The sequence below is a fragment of the Massilia scottii genome (assembly GCF_030846495.1).
Classification (GTDB): domain Bacteria; phylum Pseudomonadota; class Gammaproteobacteria; order Burkholderiales; family Burkholderiaceae_D; genus Telluria_A; species Telluria_A violaceinigra.
Window position 1 is genome coordinate 482,674 of the sequence record NZ_JAVCWM010000002.1, and the last position, 17,267, is coordinate 499,940.

A 17,267-nucleotide genomic window follows, 5' to 3' on the forward strand; every position below is an offset into this window, starting at 1 on the left:
GGTGATGCCGTCGCCGCTCAGCCTGGCAGGGTGGCGTGGTGCGCGCTGTCGATTCCGGTGAGCAACACTGGTGGAGCGTCGCTATCGGCCGGCGTCAGGTCGGCGAGGTGCTCCAGCGCGCTGCGCGGAACCGGTGGCAGTTTGCCGATGGCTTCTTTCACCGACGCCTGGAAGTCGAGGATGTCGGTGTCCGCGCTCAGCGACCTGAGCAGGGTACGGGCGATCAACGCCGCCTCGGCGCCGTTGTAGGCGGCGCTGGCCTTGTCCGTTTCCAGCGCAAACGTGAAATTCGACGCCACGTCGATCTTGGCGCGCACCAGGGCGGCATCTTCGCGTCCCTGGATGCTGCTGTTGGCCAGCGCCCCGGCCATGATCGAGAGCGAGGCATTGGCCCGGGTGAGCGCGCCGGCATCGATGGCGCCGCTCCAGAAATCGAGGCCGGCCTGGCCCGGCACCCGGTTCAGGAGGTTGAGGAAAACGGCGTTCACGAAAGCCTTGTTGTCGCCGTTATAGAGCGCATGCGATTCGCTGCTGGTGCCGAAGGAGTCGATCAGGCTTTTCACGGCCGCATCGGTGGCATAGCGCGCGCTGAACTCGCCCACGCCGGCGGGTGCGCCCAGGGCCGTGAGCTGGGCCTGGAAACTCTTCAAACCGGCGACGTCGGCGGCGCGCCCGAAATAGCTGACATACAGCGCCTGGCTCAGGCCGACATAGGCCATGTCGATCCTGGTGTCGGAAAATTGAAGCACTTCGATGTTGCGCAGGACATCGACGCTCTTGTAGCCGCTGCGCTCGGTCAGGGTGATGATGCCGTCGTCCAGGACCATGCTGAATGCGCTCAAGGGCGCGATGGCACGCACGGTGTCCGTGCCGGCGCCGCCATCGACATGGTCGTTCAGATAGGTGAGGACGATGCTGGAGTCGTTGCCGGGCGTGCCCTTGATCACGTTCGGCACGTCCGCCACCGGATTCTCGTCGGCCGTAATGAACAGGGTGACGTTGGGCGACTCGGCGCTCTGGACCCAGCCGGCAGACACATAATAGATGCCGGAATAGGGGGCGATGAAGTTGTCCAGGTAGGCCGAGTGGTCGCCATGGACCTCCAGATCGTACTCAGCGGCAATGGCGTTGCCGAAGCGGTCGTAGACCTTGATCATGGACGGGTCGCGCGCGCTGCGGCTGTGGATGTCGTAGACGCTACCGGCCGTCGCGCTGAAGGCAAACACATCGTCGCCGGGCGTGCGCGCCGCGAAATCCATGAAATAGGTTTGGAGGTCCCAGTCGGCGATCGGGCTCGGCATGCTCACGGGGACGAAGGCCAGGTTCTGGGCCAGCCTCATTTGCGTCGCGTTCAGGTCGGGCAGGCTGTCGATCGTCTTGTACGTCATGGGATTTTCGTTTGATTGATTGATTGATGGAGGGGCGGCCTGGCTGCCATGGCGCCAGGGTGGTGGTTCAGGCTGGCGGGACGGCCCCGTCCAGGCTACTGTCTATGCCGACGAGCATGACCGGCGGCGCCTCGGGCTGCGTTGCCCAGGGTTGCTCGCCGGGATGCGCGAGAGCCGCCGGCGGCAGCTGGGGCAGTTTGAGAATGGCCTGGTAGAGCGAGGGCTGGAAGGCGTTGGCATCGGTTGCCGCGCTGACGGTGCCGAGCAGATTACGGGCGATGGCCGCCGCGCCTGCGCCATCGTAGGCCGCGTGGAAGCTGTCCGATTCGAGGGCAAAGGTGAAATTCGATGCCACGTTGATCTTCGCTTGCACCAGCCTGGCGTCGTTCTGGCCCTGGATGCTGGTGTTGGCCAGCGCCCCGGCCATGATCGACAGCGAGGCATTGGCCCGCGTGAGCTCGCCGGAATCGATGGCCGCGCTCCAGAACTCGAGACCGGTCAGGCTCGGAGCGCGATTGAGCACGTTGCTGAAAATCGCCTTGACGAAGGTCTTGTTGTCACCGGCATACAGCGCGTTCGATTCGGCGCTGGTGCCGAACGAGTCGATCAGGTTTTTCACCGCCGCATCGGTGGCGTAGCGTGCGCTGAACTCGCGCACGCCCTCGGGCGCGCCCAGGGCCGCGAGCTGGCTCTGGAAACTTTTCAATCCGCCCACGTCGGCGGGGCGGCCGAAGTACCCCACATACAGCGCCTGGGTCAGTCCGATGTAGGTCATGTCGACAGCGCCGTCCCAAAAAGCGATCTTTTCGACGTTCTTGAGGGTATCGACGCCTTCGGTGCCGAAGCGCGAGGTGACGGTCAGCACGTCGCCGGCACTGACGATATGGAAGTCGCCACGGACCCCGCCGACATGGAAGGTATCGAAGCCGTCGCCGCCGTCGCCGATGTCGTTGCCGAATGTGGACCACCAATTGTCGTCGCCGCGCGCCGCGCGCAGGGTGTTCACCGGTGCCTGCACGGGATCGAGGTTGGCGTAAATGCTCAGGCTGAGAAAAGGATCGGGCTTGACTTGGGTCCAGCCGGCGGCAACGTAGTAGGTTCCAGAATACGGGGCCATGAAATGGTTGAGGAAATCGTCGCCGTTGGTACTCACGTTCTTCTCGCGATCGATAGCGATGACATTGCCGGCATGGTCGTACAGCCTGATCATGGACGGTTCGCGGGTGCTATGGCTGAACACGTCGTACTCGGCGTTGGCCACGCCGGTAAACGAGAACAGATCGTTCTGGATCTCTGCACCCTCGTGATTGGTGAAGAGGGCGGATACGTCCCAGCCTGAGGAGATCTTATCACTCATCGGCGTCAGGGTTAGCGTGCGCGCTGCGAGCATTTGCTGCGCGGTCAGATCCGGCAAGTAATCAATCGTGATGTAGTTCATGGTCTTTATCATGGCGTTGTCGGCAGGGTTCACCTCGGTGATGCTTGCCGTATGGCATCCAGGCCTTGCGTGGCGCTAGTAGCAAGGCGTCGGACTGGCGTGGGCCGACTTTCAGTGCGCGTGAGCGGGCAATGACTGGATGGGATGGGATCGGAGGCGCAGGTGGTGGCTGGGGCGCCGTCCGTAGTTACGTTTAAGCATCACAGTATACGCGATTTATTGAGTTAAACGCAACTATAAGTTATAGTTGGAAACCTTATGTGCGGCGTGCCATCGGGTCGCGCGACAAGCGCGGCGGAGCGGGGGCGGGTGGGCAAAAGGGCGGGCTGGATGCGCCGTGCGGTACGCGCCGTGCGGTTCCGGCACATCCCGCACGCGTTGTGTCGATCAGGCCGAAAAAGCCGGGGCCGCCACATGGCTGTCCAGGCCGGTCAGGGCGATGGCGGGGCCGTCGAACTGGGGCAGCGGCAAGTCTTGCGCGTGCTCCGGGGCGCTGCGCGGCACCGCCGGCAGACCGGCCACCGCCAGCTTGACGGTGCTCTGGAAAGTGTTCGCATCGGTCGAGGACGTCACCGACTTGAGCAGGTCGCGCGCCACGGCTGCCGGGCCGGCGCCGTTGTACGAGGCGGCCTTGCCATCGGTTTCCAGCCCGAACGTGAAATTCGATGCCACGCTGATCTTGTTAGTGACCAGCAGCGCGTCGTTCAGGCCCTGGGCCGAGGTGTTGGTCTGGGCGCCGGCCAGGATCGACAGCGAGGCATTGGCGCGCGTGAGCGAACCGGAGTCGATGGCCTTGGTCCAGAATTCGAGGCCGGTTTGCTGCGGATCGCGGTTCAGGACGTTGTTGAAGACGGCCTTGACGAACGTCCTGGTATCTCCCGAATACAGCGCCTTCGATTCCGCGCTCGCGCCGAAGGAATCGATCAGGTATTTCACCGATGCGTCCTTGGCATAACGGGCGCTCAGTTCGGTCGCGCTCGCCGGTGCCGCCAGACTGGCCAGCTGGGTCTGGAAACTCTTGAGGCCGCCCAGGTCGGCTGCCCGGCCGAAATAGGCGATGTACAGCGCCTGGGTCAGGTCGCCGTACCCCATGTCGTAGGCGCCGTCGGAAAAGACCAGGTTCTCGATGCTGCGCAGGCTGTCGGTGCCTTCTTTCGTGACCGGCGAGGAGATGGTGAACGCGGTGCCGTTCTTGACGATGCTGTAGTCGGCGCGCTTTCCGGAATACGCCATGGTATCGATGCCGCCGCGGCCGTCGACAATGTCATTGCTTGGCGTCGCTTCAAAACGGTCCGGGTTGGCGGTGCCGGTGAGGGTGTTGGTCGGTTTTGGGGCCGTGTCCAGATCGGCGTAGATGTTGAGCGACGCCTCTTTATTGATGTCCGCGGCGCCCTGGTTCCAGCCGGCTTCGACGTACATGATGCCCGAGTAGGGCGCGACAAACTTGGGCAGGTAGTCCATTCCGTAATCGCTTGGCAGCTCCGTGTCGACGGCGATCGCGCGGCCGAGATTGTCGTAGACCTTGATCAGGAAAGGATCGAAGTAACTGTGGCTGAAAATATCGTAGGTCACACCCTCGATCGCCTGGAACGAAAACAGGTCGTACAACGCCGCGTCGGGCAGGTTGGTCTTCGCCCGCGCCACCAGGTCCCAGCTGTGGGAGCCGTCTTTCACGAGGTCGCCCATGAAGGTCAGCGCCTGCGCCATGGCGATCTCCTGCGCTGTCAGGGGCTGGAGGTAGTCTAAAATGGGGTAGGTCATCGTGGTTTCCTTGTTTTATGTCAGGGAGCCGCATGTTTGGCATGCAGCTCGGATCGGGTCTGGTTTCTCAGCCGCGGTTACCTACTTATTATTCACACGCATGGTGGCTTTATTTGATGCCATTCGCGGCAAGCGGCCGATCATTTGCTCGATCGAGTATTCCACGACCAGCGCTCAATTTCTATATTGAAATTTGTATTACTTGTTAATGGGGTGTTATCAATTGTAAGCGCCGGTAAGCAAGCGTGCCCACAGGAAGATTCTGTGTTGACGTGACGGTTTTGTGATGATTAGTCAACATTGTTGCAGCGAACGCCGTATGCAAGAGGTATGATGGCTCACCAAGCATGAATGTTATCCCAAGTCACATCATGCTTACAATAAATCATTATTCTGGGAAACTCTTTTAATATGAATCGGAGTAACAATATGACGAAAAGCATGCAAGCCAGGCTTGGCCTGATCGGCGTCGTCGCCGCCCTGGCGGGGTGTGCCAGCAGTACCATGCCCGGGACGGTTGGTGTCACACGCTCGCAATTCATGATCGTGCCGGCGGCGGAAGTGGATGCGATGGCATTGTCGGGATTCAGCAACCAGAACCAGAAAGCCAGGGCAGCAGGCAAGCTGGTCAACAGTGGCGCCGAATATGACCGTCTGGAGCGCATCGCCAAGCGGCTGCAGGCGCAGGTGCCGGTGTTCCGCGCCGATACCAAAGACTGGAAGTGGGAGCTGGCGCTGATTGACGCCCCGGTGCTCAACGCCACCTGCGCGCCCGGCGGCAAGATTACCTTCTACACGGGCCTGGTTCGCAAGCTCAAGCTCACCGATGACGAGATCGCCATGGTGATGGGCCACGAAATCGCCCACGCGCTGCGCGAGCATGGCCGCGAACGCATGTCGGAAGCCAAGGCGACCGGCACGGTCACCACGCTCGCCAAGGTGCTGGCACCGGACAAGGCGCTGACTGTCGACCTGGCCAACAAAGCCTCGTACTTCCTGTTCTCGCTGCCCAACTCGCGCGAGCACGAATCGGAAGCCGACACGATCGGTCTGGAACTGGGCGCTCGGGCCGGATATGACCCGCGGGCGGCGGTAGTGGTATGGGAAAAGATGGCGGCAGCGTCGAGCGGTGCCGGCAAGGCCGAGTTCTTGTCGACCCACCCGTCGAACGAGACCCGGATCGCCTCGCTGACGGCCATGCAGCCGCGCGTGGCGCCGCTGTACGCGGCAGCCAACAAGAAATAGAGAGCGATAATCGGCGGGCCGTCAGGGCGCCGGGCCGCCCTGACGGCTCGGCGCCATCGGCCGGCGACCGGCCCGGAATTCGGTTCCGGGACTGCGTGCGTGCTTGCTGTCCCCGGCGCAAATTTTGTCGAAGAACACAGGGCTTCTGCAATCGTGGTACAGCATGTGCGTGACGTGGCATGCCGAAACAGCCGATATTGCCGCGTTGATGATGGTCCTGAACTGGCCGATCACCGTTGCACTCATCGCCGCCACCATGCTGGCGCTTGAACTCACCTTTGCGATTCCCCTACTTACGGTTCCTTACGCCATCGCGCTGGCGCTGTGTGGGTTGGCCGTGGGATTCTGGTGGCATTCGAGGGCCTTGGCAATCAGATCCGGCACGTCTTGAGTTCACGCAGCCGGCATGTAGCTGCGTTGACTGGGCATCGTACGACCATTAAATTGAGAGCGTCAACGGAAGCAATTGCAGGGATATTTTAAGGAACCAACAATGAAAGAAGTTCAATTTACGATCCTGGTTGAGCCGGAATTGTCCGACAGCTTTGCCGAAGCCGCTAAAACGGAAGGCCGGCCAGCCGACCAGATCGTGCGCGAGTTCATGCGTGACTACGTGAGCCGAGTGCGCGAACGCGATACGGTAGCAGTGAAGGAAGTCACTTCTGCCAGCGAGCGCAAGCGCCGGCAAGACGCGGTGACCTTCGCCATGGCGTCAGTCGGGTTGGAGGGTTTCAAGCACTCGAAGGAAGACGAAGAGCGCGCTCAACGCTTCATCACGGGTGAAATCGATCTTGCCGAATACCTCGGCGCAGCGCCCAGTGTTGACCAATTAAACAAATGAGCGTGACAGACAACGATCGCGAGAAGCTTGAAACCAGCTTTACTACAAGACGTGTTACCGAACTTGAGCTGAACCCGGTACGCGGCGAATTCGATGTTGGGCATTTGAAAGAAATTAATCGTCGAATATTTCAGGATTTGCCTAAAGCCGGTTTTGATGACGTAAAGCCCGGCGAATTCCGCCCGCCTGCCCCTGAGGGCAAGGACTGGGTGAAAAATCGCGGCTTGGCTACTGTCGCGGGTTCATTTTATGTTGCCTACTCGAGCATGGATACGAACGACCACGAGCGGCTCAATAAGGTGCTTGAGGGAGCGGTGCCGGATAAGTTGCGGGGATTGAAAACGGAGGAATTTACCGCCACCATTGGCCGCCTCTACGCGGAGCTTGACTATGTCCACCCTTTCAGCGACGGCAACAGCCGCACGCTGCGCACCTTCACGAAGCAGCTCGCGAACGAAGCCGGCTACGACCTCGACTGGTCGCGCTTCAACAAGGGTGACGGCGGCCGCGATGTCCTGTATATCGCGCGCGACCGCAGTGTCAACGAACTGGCGAAGCCGCACATCAAGGACGAGGATACGATGCGCAAGGTCGTCAGCACCCTGGATCGGATCGAGGGCAACCCCGACCTGCCGACGCTCTTGCGCGATGCCGTGCGGCCGACACGTGCCGTGGAGTTCGAAAGGTCGGCCAGGGCCGACGAGGTCGAGGTATTGAAAAAACATCCCGAACTGAAGGAGGCGTTCCGCACCGTGCGCAGCGCCGCCGACTATTTCGAGGCGAAGATTCCCGATGATGCAAAGGGGCAACAGGAGGCGTTGCAGCAGGTACGGAAGCAGGTTGTTGACCGCTTGAATAAAGGCGAGACAAGTGGGTTTGGCGCCTCACCTAATCAGCCGCAGAAATCAGAAGCGGCGCCAGTCAAGACCGTCGAAGCCAGGCGTCCAGGCAGGGATGCGGACCGCAATTAATAGCACCGTCGGGATCGCTTTTTTCCTACCCATGCCTTCCTTGCTCGACCGCTACATGTAAGACGGCGCGCCCCGATCGCCATGATGAACTTCACACAATACTGCGCGACCGGGAAAAACGGTCCCGATTCGGCGTAGCCACTACTCCCGTCCTGCTCATCGCTGAACCGCTCCCTCGACGTCGGCATCATCGCCGTAGCCCGGCGCGCTGGGTGCCACCAGAGCGCAACTCCGACATGCCTTAACCGCCTGCTGATCAGCATAGCGCAGGATAGTGGAGGTCCACCAGGGACCGCTCTACACGGAACGATCGCTGGCGTCCATCGCCCGAGCGTTCGCGATCTAACAGACTGGTCATTCATTCCGGGGCACGCTTGATAAATTGCACGTTTTTCCGGCTGTGCCACGCCCACGCGCGTCAACCAGGACGACACTATGTGCTGCACAGATCATTCATCGCCTTTGCGGCGCCCCCGTCGGGCAGGGGGTGCCCGTCCGGGCAGTCACACAATCAGCGAAGAGGATGCCACCACATGGACGAGTTCAGCGATATCAAACTATCGAGGCGGGAACTGTTAATCGCGGGCGCCATCACCGCCACGGCGGCCAGCGTGCCCGGAGCGGCCGGTGCGGCCCCAGGCGCGCCCAGTGCGCCGCCGGTGACCACCAAGGTCGCCTTCCAGGTCAACGGCAAAAGCCACACGCTCGACGTCGACACCCGTACCACCCTGCTCGATGTGCTGCGCGAGAACCTGCACCTGACCGGCACCAAGAAGGGCTGCGACCATGGCCAGTGCGGCGCCTGTACCGTCATCGTCGATGGCCGCCGCATCAACTCCTGCCTGACCCTGGCGGTGATGCACGAAGGCGCCAAGGTCACCACCATCGAAGGCCTGGGCAACAAGGACAAGCTGCATCCGATGCAAGCGGCCTTCATCAAGCATGATGGCTACCAGTGCGGTTACTGTACCCCGGGCCAGATCTGCTCGGCCGTGTCGGTCCTCGATGAAATCAGGCAGGGCATCCCGAGCCACGCCAGCGCCGACCTGATGGCACGCCCACAAGCGACGCCCGACGAAATTCGCGAGCGCATGAGCGGCAATATCTGCCGCTGCGGCGCCTACTCGAACATCCTCGATGCGATCACCGACGTCGCGGGGAGCAAGGCATGAAGGTCTTTACCTACCAGCGCGCCACCAGCAGCGCCGACGCCGCGGCCGCCGCCATGCGCGCGCCCGGCGCCAAGTTCATCGCCGGGGGCACCAACCTGCTCGATCTGATGAAGCTGGAGATCGAAACACCGGGCCACCTGATCGACGTCAATGGCCTGGGCCTCGACAAGATCGAAGCGACCCCGGAAGGCGGCCTTCGCATCGGCGCCCTGGTGCGCAACACCGACCTGGCGTCCGATGAACGGGTGCGGCGCGACTACGCCGTGCTGTCGCGCGCCTTGCTGTCGGGCGCGTCCATGCAGTTGCGTAACAAGGCAACCACCGCCGGCAACCTGCTCCAGCGCACCCGCTGCCCGTACTTTTACGACACCAACCAGCCGTGCAACAAGCGCCAGCCGGGCAGCGGCTGTTCGGCCATCGGCGGTTTCAGCCGCCAGCACGCCATCGTCGGCGCCAGCGACGCCTGCATCGCCACGCACCCGAGCGACATGGCCGTGGCCATGCGCCTGCTCGACGCGCAAGTCGAGACGGTCCGTGCCAACGGCGCCGCGCGCACCATCCCGATTGCCGACTTCCACCGGCTGCCGGGCAGCACGCCGCACATTGAAACCGTGCTCGAACCGGGTGAACTGATCACCAGCGTCACCTTGCCCAAGCCGCTCGGCGGCACGCATGTGTACCGCAAGGTGCGCGACCGTTCCTCGTATGCCTTCGCGCTGGTGTCGGTCGCGGCCGTGATCCTGCCGGGCGGCGGCGGCCGGGTGGCGCTGGGCGGCGTCGCGCACAAGCCGTGGCGCATCGAAGCGGCCGAGCACAAGATGGCGGGCGGCGCCAGGGCCGTGGTCGACCAGCTGCTGGCTGGCGCAAAGACGACGCACGACAATGCGTTCAAGATCACGCTGGTCCAGCGCACGCTTCATGCGGTGTTGGCCGATGCGAAGAAAGGCTGACCCATGAAGTTCACCACACCCGCCACCACCAATCCCATCGACCAGCTCAAGGTCGTCGGCCGCCCCCTCGACCGCATCGACGGCCCGGCCAAGACCACCGGCAGCGCGCCGTACGCCTACGAGCAGCACGAGGCCGCGCCCAACGCCGCCTACGGCTATGTGGTCGGCGCCGGCATCGCCAAGGGCCGCATCACGTCGATCAACCTGGGCGACGCGCGGCGCGCGCCCGGCGTGATCGCCGTGATCGGCGCCGAGAACGCGGGCACGCTCGGCAAGGGCAAGATGAATACCGCCAAGCTGCTCGGCGGACCGGAAATCCAGCACTACCACCAGGCTATCGCGTTGGTGGTGGCGGAGACGTTCGAGCAGGCGCGCGCCGCCGCCAGCCTGGTCAAGGTGGAGTACGCAAAGGAGAAGGGCGCGTACGACCTCGATAAGGCCAAAGCTTCCGCCACCGTGCCCAAGTCGGATAAGCCGGACACCAGGGTCGGCGACTTCGACGGCGCCTTTGCAGGCGCGCCGGTGACGTTGGATGCCACCTACCGCACGCCGGACCATTCGCACGCCATGATGGAGCCGCACGCATCGATCGCCTCGTGGGAAGGCGACAAGCTGACCCTGTGGACCTCGAACCAGATGATCGACTGGACCAAGGGCGACCTGGCCAAGACGCTCGGCATCCCGAAGGACAAGGTGCGCCTGATTTCGCCGTACATCGGCGGCGGCTTCGGGGGCAAGCTGTTCCTGCGCTCGGAAGCGCTGCTGGCCGCCCTGGGCGCGCGCGCGGCCAGGCGGCCCGTCAAGGTCGCGCTCAGCCGACCGCTGATGATCAACAACACCACGCACCGTCCGGCCACGATCCAGCGCATCCGCATTGGCGCCACGCGCGACGGCAAGATCAGCGCGATCGGCCACGAAACCTGGTCCGGCGACCTGCCGGGAGGTAAACCGGAAGAAGCGGTGCAGCAGACCCGCCTGCTGTACGCTGGCGCGCACCGCATGACCAAAACGCGGCTGGCCGTGCTCGATCTGCCCGAGGGCAATGCGATGCGTGCACCGGGCGAGGCGCCGGGCATGATGGCGCTGGAAATCGCCATGGACGAGATGGCCGAAAAGCTCAAGATCGACCCGATCACCTTCCGCATCCTGAACGACACCAAGGTCGATCCGGAAAAGCCGAGCCGGCCGTTTTCGCAGCGGCGGCTGATCGACTGCCTGCGCACCGGCGCCGAGCGTTTCGGCTGGAAGGCGCGCAATGCCGAGCCGGGCAAAACGCGCGAAGGGCGCTGGCTGATCGGCATGGGCGTGGCCGCCGCCTTCCGTAACAACATGGTGATGAAGTCGGGTGCCCGCATCCGCCTCGACGGCGAGGGCATCGTCACGGTGGAAACCGACATGACCGACATCGGCACCGGCAGCTACACCATCATCGCCCAGACCGCGGCGGAGATGATGGGCGTGGCGATCGACAAGGTGGTGGTGAAGCTGGGCGACTCCAGCTTTCCGGTGTCGGCCGGCTCGGGCGGGCAGTGGGGCGCCAACAGCTCGACCGCCGGTGTGTACGCGGCGTGCGTGAAGTTGCGCGAGGCGGTGGCGCAGAAGCTCGGCATGAATCCGGCCGAGACCGAGTTTGCCGACGGCGCCGTGCGCGCCGGTGGCAAGAGCGTGCCGCTGGGGCAGGCCGCACAGGGTGGTGAGCTGGTGGCGGAAGACAGCATGGAGTATGGCGATCTGGACAAGAAATTCCAGCAATCGACCTTTGGCGCGCATTTTGTGGAAGTGGCGGTCGACAGCGCCACCGGCGAAACGCGCGTGCGGCGCATGCTGGCCGTGTGCGCGGCGGGACGCATCCTCAATCCCAAGTCGGCGCGCAGCCAGGTGATTGGCGCGATGACGATGGGGCTGGGCGCGGCGCTGATGGAAGAACTGGTGGTCGACACGCGCACCGGGTTTTTCGTCAATCACGACCTGGCCGGATATGAAGTGCCGGTGCATGCCGACGTGCCGCATCAGGAGGTGGTATTCCTCGACGAGACCGACCCGATGTCCTCGCCGATGAAAGCGAAGGGCGTGGGCGAGCTGGGGATTTGCGGGGTGGCCGCGGCGATTGCGAACGCGGTGTACAACGCCACCGGCGTGCGCGTGCGCGAGTATCCGGTCACGCTCGACAAGCTGCTTGCGAAGATGCCTGCCATGACCTGAAGCGGGTCTTCCACGCGACGAAAACTGGAAGAGCGCCATCGCATACGTTATGCTGTCGCCCCGAGGCGCGAACGAGGGTAGTGGTTCGTCGCCGGGTCAAGCGGAGTAACGGGAAGATGGTGAAGGTTTATGTCGAGTGAGAAGAAACAGGTGGTCCTTGAACAGGAACCACCGCAGGCGCGCCTGGCGGCACGGTTGCCGCCTACGCTGCTGGCGACGGAAACGGCGTGGTCCGGGGACGCCGCCGCCAAAAAGCAGGCGCGCGAGGAACGCGATGCGCTGGTGCGGGGCGTCACCTCAATTGACGACATGCGTCACGCTATCAGGCGCGCGGGACGCGATCTGCCTTCGATATCCGAAGTGCCGCGTGTCGGCAGACTCGATGCCGCGGCTTTTCGCGCGCGTGCGGCACAAGGCTTGCCATTCCTGATCACGGGCGTGGTCAAGCGCTGGCCGCTGTGCGACCTTACGCCGCAGACGCTGCGCGAGCGCTTCAGCCATGTGCCGGTGCGGGCGCGGGTGGGCGACTATGTCAATACCGCGTTCGCGCCCGACCGGGCCATGCAGGATATGTCCATGCTGGAGTATCTCGACCTGGCGGACGCCGCTGCCGAGGGCTTGCCGCCGTATCTGGGCAATCTGGAACTGCGTGAATTGAACAATATGTGTTTCTGGCCTGCGTATTTCAGCAAAATGGGCCCGCCGCGCTTCTGGCTCGGCCCGGCGGGAACGGTGACGCCGCTGCATTGCGATTATGACGATAATATTTTCGCGCAAATCTGGGGCACCAAGCGGATTTTCCTGGTGCCGCCGCACCATGACGAATTCCTGTATCCGAGCGAGGCCAATGCCATCCTGTTCGGTTCGCCGGTCGATCCCGAGGCGCCGGATTTCGACAAATTCCCGCTGGCGCGAAAAGCGACCATGATCGAGTGCATCGTCAATCCGGGGGACATGCTGTATGTGCCGGCGGGGTGGTACCACCAGGTGCGCGCGCTGACGTTTTCGCTGTCGGCCAACCGGTGGGCGAGGGCGGTGCCGTTTGCGCTGAGTGGCGAACAATTCCTGCAGCGTCGGAGGGAGTAATAAACGTTCAGTAAGCGATCCATGAACCCCAATCTTGCGGCCTTCTCAGCGCCGAGGCATTCTAGCCGGACCGATTTTTTTGGGAGCGGATATGAAGTCTGGGGCAGCATTTTGGATGGGGCACGTCGCCACAATCGAGCGTGACGGCATCGCGGCAAGCAAGCACGCCCGCCAGCACGGCCTGTCCGTGACGGCGTTGCGTTACTGGTGCCGCAAACTGCGAGCAAGCTCAATGAAGGTGGCGCCGCCTGCGAGTCAATTCCTGACGCTCAGTGTCGCGCAACCCGGCGACGGCCCGCCTCAATCGGGCTGCATCCTGATGCTCGCGGGAGTTCGCCTCGAGATGCCAGCGCTACCGCCACCAGAATGGTTGGCCGCCGTGGCAATAGCGACGCAGGGCTGCCGCTGATGCATCCGGGATATCAAGTCGCGCAGGTTCATTTGTGCCGTGTACCGATCGACTTCCGCAAGTCGATCAATGGGCTCTCGGTACTTGTTGAGCAGGAGCTCGGCCTCGATCCATTCGGCCAAGCCTTGTACGTCTTCATCAATCGCCAGCGCAACAAGATCAAGGTGCTGTACTGGCACCGCAATGGCTTTTGCCTTTGGCTCAAACGCCTTGAAGCGGAGAAATTCGCCTGGCCGCGCGATGGCGAGGCAGCAGCCCACGAGCTCACCGCGCAGCAGTTCGAGTGGCTGCTTGAAGGCTTCGATCTGTGGCGTCATGCCCCGCATAAATCCTTGCATTTCACTTCTGTTTCGTAATGCGAGCTGTTAACATGCTGCATGCCTTCTGCCGCCGTCAAATCGTCCATCACGCTGCCGGAAATCGCGCTACCCGCGCTCGGGTTGCCGGCCATCCTGCCTGGCGACGTGGCCGGCCTGACTGCGCTGCTGCACGAGCAGCACAGCATGTACGCCAGCGCGGTCGAGTCGATCCGCCTGCAAGCCATGCGCGCAGCGCACGACTATCTGATTCGCATGGTCGAGCAAGCGGCGCTGGCGCGGCATCGTCTGTACGGGGCAAGCTCCGAACAAACCTCATCGCAGGCAAGGCTGTTCGACGAGGCCGAAGTGCTTGCCCAAGACGACGCAGTGCAGGACTTGGCACCAGTGCCTCCAGGGGGCGTTCCTGGAACGAAGCCTGCACACAAACAGGCGCGCGGCAAGCGGGCGCCTTTACCTCCCAGTTTGGAGCGCGTCGATGTCGTGCACGATGTGCCCGCCGACGAACGCACCTGCCCGTGCGGCACTCCGATGGTGGAGATCGGCGAAGAAGTCAGCGAGCAGCTCGATGTCGTCCCGATGCAAGTGCGCGTGTTGCGCCATGTGCGCAAGCGCTATGGCTGCCCAGGCAGTGCGCATGCGCCGGTGACGGCACCGTTGCCACCACAGCCGCTACCCAAGAGCAATGCCAGCTTCAGGCTGCTGGCGATGCTGCTGGTGGCCAAGTTCGTCGACGGCCTGCCGCTGGCCCGTTTCGAGTATGTGCTGGGCCGTCATGGCATCGCGGTGCCGCGCCAGACACTGGCGCGCTGGGTGATCGGCGCCGCGCGCGTACTGCAGCCGCTGCACAATCTACTGCGCGACCTCCTGCTGGACGGCGATCTGATCCACATGGACGAGACCGTGGTTCAGGTGCTCAAGGAGAAGGACAAGGCGGCCACGTCCAACAGCTACATGTGGGTGCAAACGGGCGGGCCGCCGGGGCGCCCGGTCGTCCTTTACGACTACGATCCCAGCCGCAGCGGGGAGGTGCCGGCGCGCCTGCTGGAGGGCTATCAAGGCTATCTGATGACCGACGGCTACGAGGGCTACAACCGTATTGCGCGTGCCAATGGCGTCGAGCACATGGTTTGCTGGGCACACGCGCGGCGCGGCTTCGTGGAGGCGGCGCGCGTGCAGCCAAAGGGCAAGCGCGGCAAGGCGGACGAGGCTGTCGATCTGATCGGCCAGCTGTATCGCATCGAGCGCGCGCAGCGCGACGCCACGGATGGGCAGCGCCTGCTGGCGCGCCAGACGCACAGTGCGCATGTGCTGGGCCAATTGCGTGCGTGGCTGGAAACGCATTTGCCAGCGGTGCCGGCGCGTACCGCGCTCGGTGCGGCCATGGCGTACCTGTACAAATACTGGGGAAAGCTGACCCGCTACATTGCGCGTGGCGATCTGCCGATCGACAACAACCGTTGCGAGAACGCGATCCGGCCCTTCGTGGTCGGCCGCAATAATGCAAACGGCAGTTTTATGCGAACTCGCCTGCGAAGTCGGGCGATTCCTCCCTCGGTAGAAACCCCGCCCGGCCTCTCGGCCACTTCACATGATCACAGCGACTGCAGGAACTGCATCAACCCCTTGGGTGGGCGGTAGCGAGTTGGCCTGACCTCAGGAGGTTTTAGCCGAGCAAGTGTTCTCTCCTTCATCGCAAGGTCGGCCTCGATGTACATGTGGGTGGTTGATGGACTCTCGTGACCAAGCCACAATGCGATGTCCGTGGAACTTGTACCCGCCTGCAGCAAGCCCATCGCAGTCGAGTGATGGACCATGTGAGGCGATACAGACAGCTTGCCGAGTTCAGGGTGGCAAGCCATGGCCGCCGCGACGGCAATTTTAAGCCGTTGCGTGACATTGGCCCTCGTCATTGGTCCGCCGTCACGACTTGGCAGCAACGCCGAGTTTGCCTCAAGTTGGGGGTTCAGGCTCAACCAATTACGTATCTCCCGAGCGGCTTCCTTCCACAGCGGCAGCGAGCGCTGCTTGCGGCCCTTGCCATGCAGGCGGACGCACGAGGTCGTGCCCAGCACCACGTCGACCACCCGCACGCCGATGATCTCCGATACCCTTGCGCCGGTGTTGAACATCAGCGTCAGCAGCAAATGATCACGTTGGCCCAGCCAGGTCGTGGTTGGCACGTCGATCACAGCCAGCATCTGCTCGCGCGTCAGGAAGCCCACCATCTTGCGCTCGAAACGCTTCATCGGTACCGCCAGCGCCTGCTCGATGACGCTCAGGCTGGCGAGGTCGCGACGGGCGGCAAACTTCAGGAACGAACGAAGCGCCGCCAAGCGGATGTTGCGGCTGCGTGGTGAGTTTCCCCGTTCACGCTCCAGGTGGTCGAGAAAGCTTGCGATAAACCTTGGCTGGAGGTCCGACAACTCGAAAGCAGTGGCTGGCTTGCCGAGGGTCTGTTCGGCAAAGCGCAGGAGCAACAAGAAACTGTCTCTGTAGGAGGCGATGGTTTGCGGACTGAGTGAGCGCTGGCGTGTCATGTAGTCGGTGAAGAACTCTTGCACCAGTGACGCAAAGCTGGGTGAGATCGGCTTACTCATGGTCCGCTCCTTGGCGCACGAACCGCTCGAACCGCGTGCCCACCGATTCCATCAACTCCGGCGTGCCTGTCAGGTACCAATAGGTATCGGAGATATTGGCGTGGCCTAGGTAGGTACACAGCCAGAACATCGCGTGCTCGATCGACGCGCCACCTTCGTGCCAGAGTTGGACACGCCTGACCACCATCGTATGCCTCAGATCATGTATGCGCGGCCGGGCATGTTCGCCCCGAGCTTGCCAGCCCAGTTGATCCCGCAACCCGGCGAACACGTAGTGGACCCCGCTCGGCGACAGCGCGCGGCCCGACAGCGACGCGAATACGGGCGTTTCACCCGCGCAACCGATGAACCGTTGCCGCGCACGGAGGTAGTCGGACAGGGCATGCACGACGCTGGCGTGCAGGGCCAAGCAGCGCGACTTGTGGAACTTCGTCTGGCGCACGGTGAGCGTCGCCATCGGCAAATCGATATCCTTGACCTGTAGATTCAGCGCCTCGGAGATTCTGAGTCCAGTCGCGGCGATGAGCCCGAACAGTGTCTTATAAGTCAAGGGACGGAGCCCGCCTGACGGCGTCATGCGCTCAGACAGGGCCAGCAGATAGCCAATCTCCTGGTCGGTGTAGATGTGTGGGGAGCCAGTCGTCGATGGCCGTGGCCCAAGATGAATGGTGGCGGCACCTCAGTGGCGGGTTCGAATTGGCGGTAGTAAGTCGCGAACGGTCGGACGACTTCCAGCCTGCGCGCTGCCGTAACGGTGCCCGTTCGTGCGACATGCTCGCGCGCCCAATCCAGTTGCAGATCGAGCGTCAGCGGCCCTTGATGGTCTTTGGCGTCGGCGAATCGGGCGAAGCGCATCAGCTCAGTGCCCGGGCTCTTCAGCGCGAAGC

At 63.0% G+C, this 17,267-nt stretch carries 17 protein-coding genes; 12 read left to right on the forward strand and 5 right to left on the reverse strand.

Annotated features, from left to right (window positions below; genetic code table 11):
- Positions 1-17: 17 nt before the first annotated feature.
- From RBA41_RS04115 to RBA41_RS04125, 3 genes are all read right to left on the reverse strand, one after another.
- The gene (locus RBA41_RS04115) at positions 18-1,388 is read right to left on the reverse strand and encodes a DUF4214 domain-containing protein (RefSeq protein ID WP_306621307.1); all 1,371 of its coding nucleotides are present in this window, start codon (positions 1,386-1,388) and stop codon (positions 18-20) included.
- Between the two features lie 67 nt (positions 1,389-1,455).
- Positions 1,456-2,838: a DUF4214 domain-containing protein gene (locus RBA41_RS04120; protein WP_306621309.1), complete on the reverse strand. Its 1,383-nt coding sequence runs from the start codon at positions 2,836-2,838 to the stop codon at positions 1,456-1,458.
- A gap of 375 nt (positions 2,839-3,213) precedes the next feature.
- Entirely contained in the window at positions 3,214-4,587 is a 1,374-nt protein-coding gene (locus tag RBA41_RS04125) for a DUF4214 domain-containing protein (RefSeq protein ID WP_306621311.1), read from the reverse strand.
- 429 nt (positions 4,588-5,016) lie between these two features.
- On the opposite strand from RBA41_RS04125, the gene RBA41_RS04130 reads away from it, so the two are divergent.
- The 11 genes from RBA41_RS04130 (at position 5,017) to tnpC (ending at position 15,421) form a co-directional block, all read left to right on the forward strand.
- On the forward strand, positions 5,017-5,832 hold the full coding sequence (locus RBA41_RS04130) for a M48 family metallopeptidase (RefSeq protein WP_306621313.1): 816 nt from the start codon (positions 5,017-5,019) through the stop codon (positions 5,830-5,832).
- A gap of 124 nt (positions 5,833-5,956) precedes the next feature.
- Entirely contained in the window at positions 5,957-6,223 is a 267-nt protein-coding gene (locus RBA41_RS04135) for a hypothetical protein (RefSeq protein ID WP_306621315.1), read from the forward strand.
- 102 nt (positions 6,224-6,325) lie between these two features.
- Entirely contained in the window at positions 6,326-6,673 is a 348-nt protein-coding gene (locus RBA41_RS04140) for an antitoxin VbhA family protein (protein WP_306621317.1), read from the forward strand.
- The gene (locus RBA41_RS04145) at positions 6,670-7,644 is read left to right on the forward strand and encodes a Fic family protein (RefSeq protein ID WP_306621319.1); all 975 of its coding nucleotides are present in this window, start codon (positions 6,670-6,672) and stop codon (positions 7,642-7,644) included. The genes RBA41_RS04140 and RBA41_RS04145 overlap by 4 nt, the downstream gene beginning before the upstream one ends.
- A 533-nt stretch (positions 7,645-8,177) precedes the next feature.
- The gene (gene paoA, locus RBA41_RS04150) at positions 8,178-8,816 is read left to right on the forward strand and encodes an aldehyde dehydrogenase iron-sulfur subunit PaoA (RefSeq protein WP_306621321.1); all 639 of its coding nucleotides are present in this window, start codon (positions 8,178-8,180) and stop codon (positions 8,814-8,816) included.
- Entirely contained in the window at positions 8,813-9,766 is a 954-nt protein-coding gene (locus tag RBA41_RS04155; protein ID WP_306621323.1) for an FAD binding domain-containing protein, read from the forward strand. The genes paoA and RBA41_RS04155 overlap by 4 nt, the downstream gene beginning before the upstream one ends.
- Positions 9,767-9,769: 3 nt before the next feature.
- Positions 9,770-11,968 carry an aldehyde oxidoreductase molybdenum-binding subunit PaoC gene (paoC, locus tag RBA41_RS04160; RefSeq protein WP_306621325.1) on the forward strand — a complete coding sequence of 733 codons (2,199 nt, stop codon included), beginning with the start codon at positions 9,770-9,772 and terminating at the stop codon, positions 11,966-11,968.
- A gap of 129 nt (positions 11,969-12,097) precedes the next feature.
- Positions 12,098-13,054, forward strand: coding sequence for a cupin-like domain-containing protein (locus RBA41_RS04165; RefSeq protein ID WP_306621327.1), 957 nt, complete (start codon positions 12,098-12,100; stop codon positions 13,052-13,054).
- 115 nt (positions 13,055-13,169) lie between these two features.
- On the forward strand, positions 13,170-13,463 hold the full coding sequence (tnpA, locus tag RBA41_RS33575) for an IS66 family insertion sequence element accessory protein TnpA (RefSeq protein ID WP_445352065.1): 294 nt from the start codon (positions 13,170-13,172) through the stop codon (positions 13,461-13,463).
- Positions 13,421-13,819 carry an IS66 family insertion sequence element accessory protein TnpB gene (gene tnpB, locus RBA41_RS04170; protein WP_306621329.1) on the forward strand — a complete coding sequence of 133 codons (399 nt, stop codon included), beginning with the start codon at positions 13,421-13,423 and terminating at the stop codon, positions 13,817-13,819. The genes tnpA and tnpB overlap by 43 nt, the downstream gene beginning before the upstream one ends.
- Positions 13,820-13,840: 21 nt before the next feature.
- The gene (tnpC, locus tag RBA41_RS04175) at positions 13,841-15,421 is read left to right on the forward strand and encodes an IS66 family transposase (RefSeq protein WP_306621331.1); all 1,581 of its coding nucleotides are present in this window, start codon (positions 13,841-13,843) and stop codon (positions 15,419-15,421) included.
- Here tnpC and RBA41_RS04180 read toward each other — a convergent pair.
- Positions 15,376-16,380 carry a tyrosine-type recombinase/integrase gene (locus tag RBA41_RS04180; protein ID WP_306621333.1) on the reverse strand — a complete coding sequence of 335 codons (1,005 nt, stop codon included), beginning with the start codon at positions 16,378-16,380 and terminating at the stop codon, positions 15,376-15,378. The two genes, tnpC and RBA41_RS04180, sit on opposite strands and share 46 nt — an antisense overlap.
- Complete coding sequence (locus tag RBA41_RS04185) at positions 16,373-16,930, reverse strand: tyrosine-type recombinase/integrase (protein WP_306621335.1); 558 nt, start codon at positions 16,928-16,930, stop codon at positions 16,373-16,375. The genes RBA41_RS04180 and RBA41_RS04185 overlap by 8 nt, the downstream gene beginning before the upstream one ends.
- A 95-nt stretch (positions 16,931-17,025) precedes the next feature.
- Here RBA41_RS04185 and RBA41_RS04190 point away from each other — a divergent pair.
- Positions 17,026-17,267 (forward strand): hypothetical protein (locus tag RBA41_RS04190; RefSeq protein ID WP_306621337.1); only part of this gene is annotated, 242 nt, incomplete at its 3' end.

Bases quoted from the DNA above. Each gene is read 5' to 3' on its own strand.
- RBA41_RS04165 (WP_306621327.1), top strand. From the start codon at position 12,098: ATGTCGAGTGAGAAGAAACAGGTGGTCCTTGAACAGGAACCACCGCAG.
- RBA41_RS04130 (WP_306621313.1), top strand. From the start codon at position 5,017: ATGACGAAAAGCATGCAAGCCAGGCTTGGCCTGATCGGCGTCGTCGCC.
- RBA41_RS04120 (WP_306621309.1), bottom strand. From the start codon at position 2,838: ATGATAAAGACCATGAACTACATCACGATTGATTACTTGCCGGATCTG.
- tnpB (WP_306621329.1), top strand. From the start codon at position 13,421: ATGGTTGGCCGCCGTGGCAATAGCGACGCAGGGCTGCCGCTGATGCAT.
- RBA41_RS04115 (WP_306621307.1), bottom strand. From the start codon at position 1,388: ATGACGTACAAGACGATCGACAGCCTGCCCGACCTGAACGCGACGCAA.
- tnpA (WP_445352065.1), top strand. From the start codon at position 13,170: ATGGGGCACGTCGCCACAATCGAGCGTGACGGCATCGCGGCAAGCAAG.
- RBA41_RS04145 (WP_306621319.1), top strand. From the start codon at position 6,670: ATGAGCGTGACAGACAACGATCGCGAGAAGCTTGAAACCAGCTTTACT.
- paoA (WP_306621321.1), top strand. From the start codon at position 8,178: ATGGACGAGTTCAGCGATATCAAACTATCGAGGCGGGAACTGTTAATC.
- RBA41_RS04180 (WP_306621333.1), bottom strand. From the start codon at position 16,380: ATGAGTAAGCCGATCTCACCCAGCTTTGCGTCACTGGTGCAAGAGTTC.
- RBA41_RS04140 (WP_306621317.1), top strand. From the start codon at position 6,326: ATGAAAGAAGTTCAATTTACGATCCTGGTTGAGCCGGAATTGTCCGAC.
- RBA41_RS04155 (WP_306621323.1), top strand. From the start codon at position 8,813: ATGAAGGTCTTTACCTACCAGCGCGCCACCAGCAGCGCCGACGCCGCG.
- tnpC (WP_306621331.1), top strand. From the start codon at position 13,841: ATGCCTTCTGCCGCCGTCAAATCGTCCATCACGCTGCCGGAAATCGCG.
- paoC (WP_306621325.1), top strand. From the start codon at position 9,770: ATGAAGTTCACCACACCCGCCACCACCAATCCCATCGACCAGCTCAAG.
- RBA41_RS04125 (WP_306621311.1), bottom strand. From the start codon at position 4,587: ATGACCTACCCCATTTTAGACTACCTCCAGCCCCTGACAGCGCAGGAG.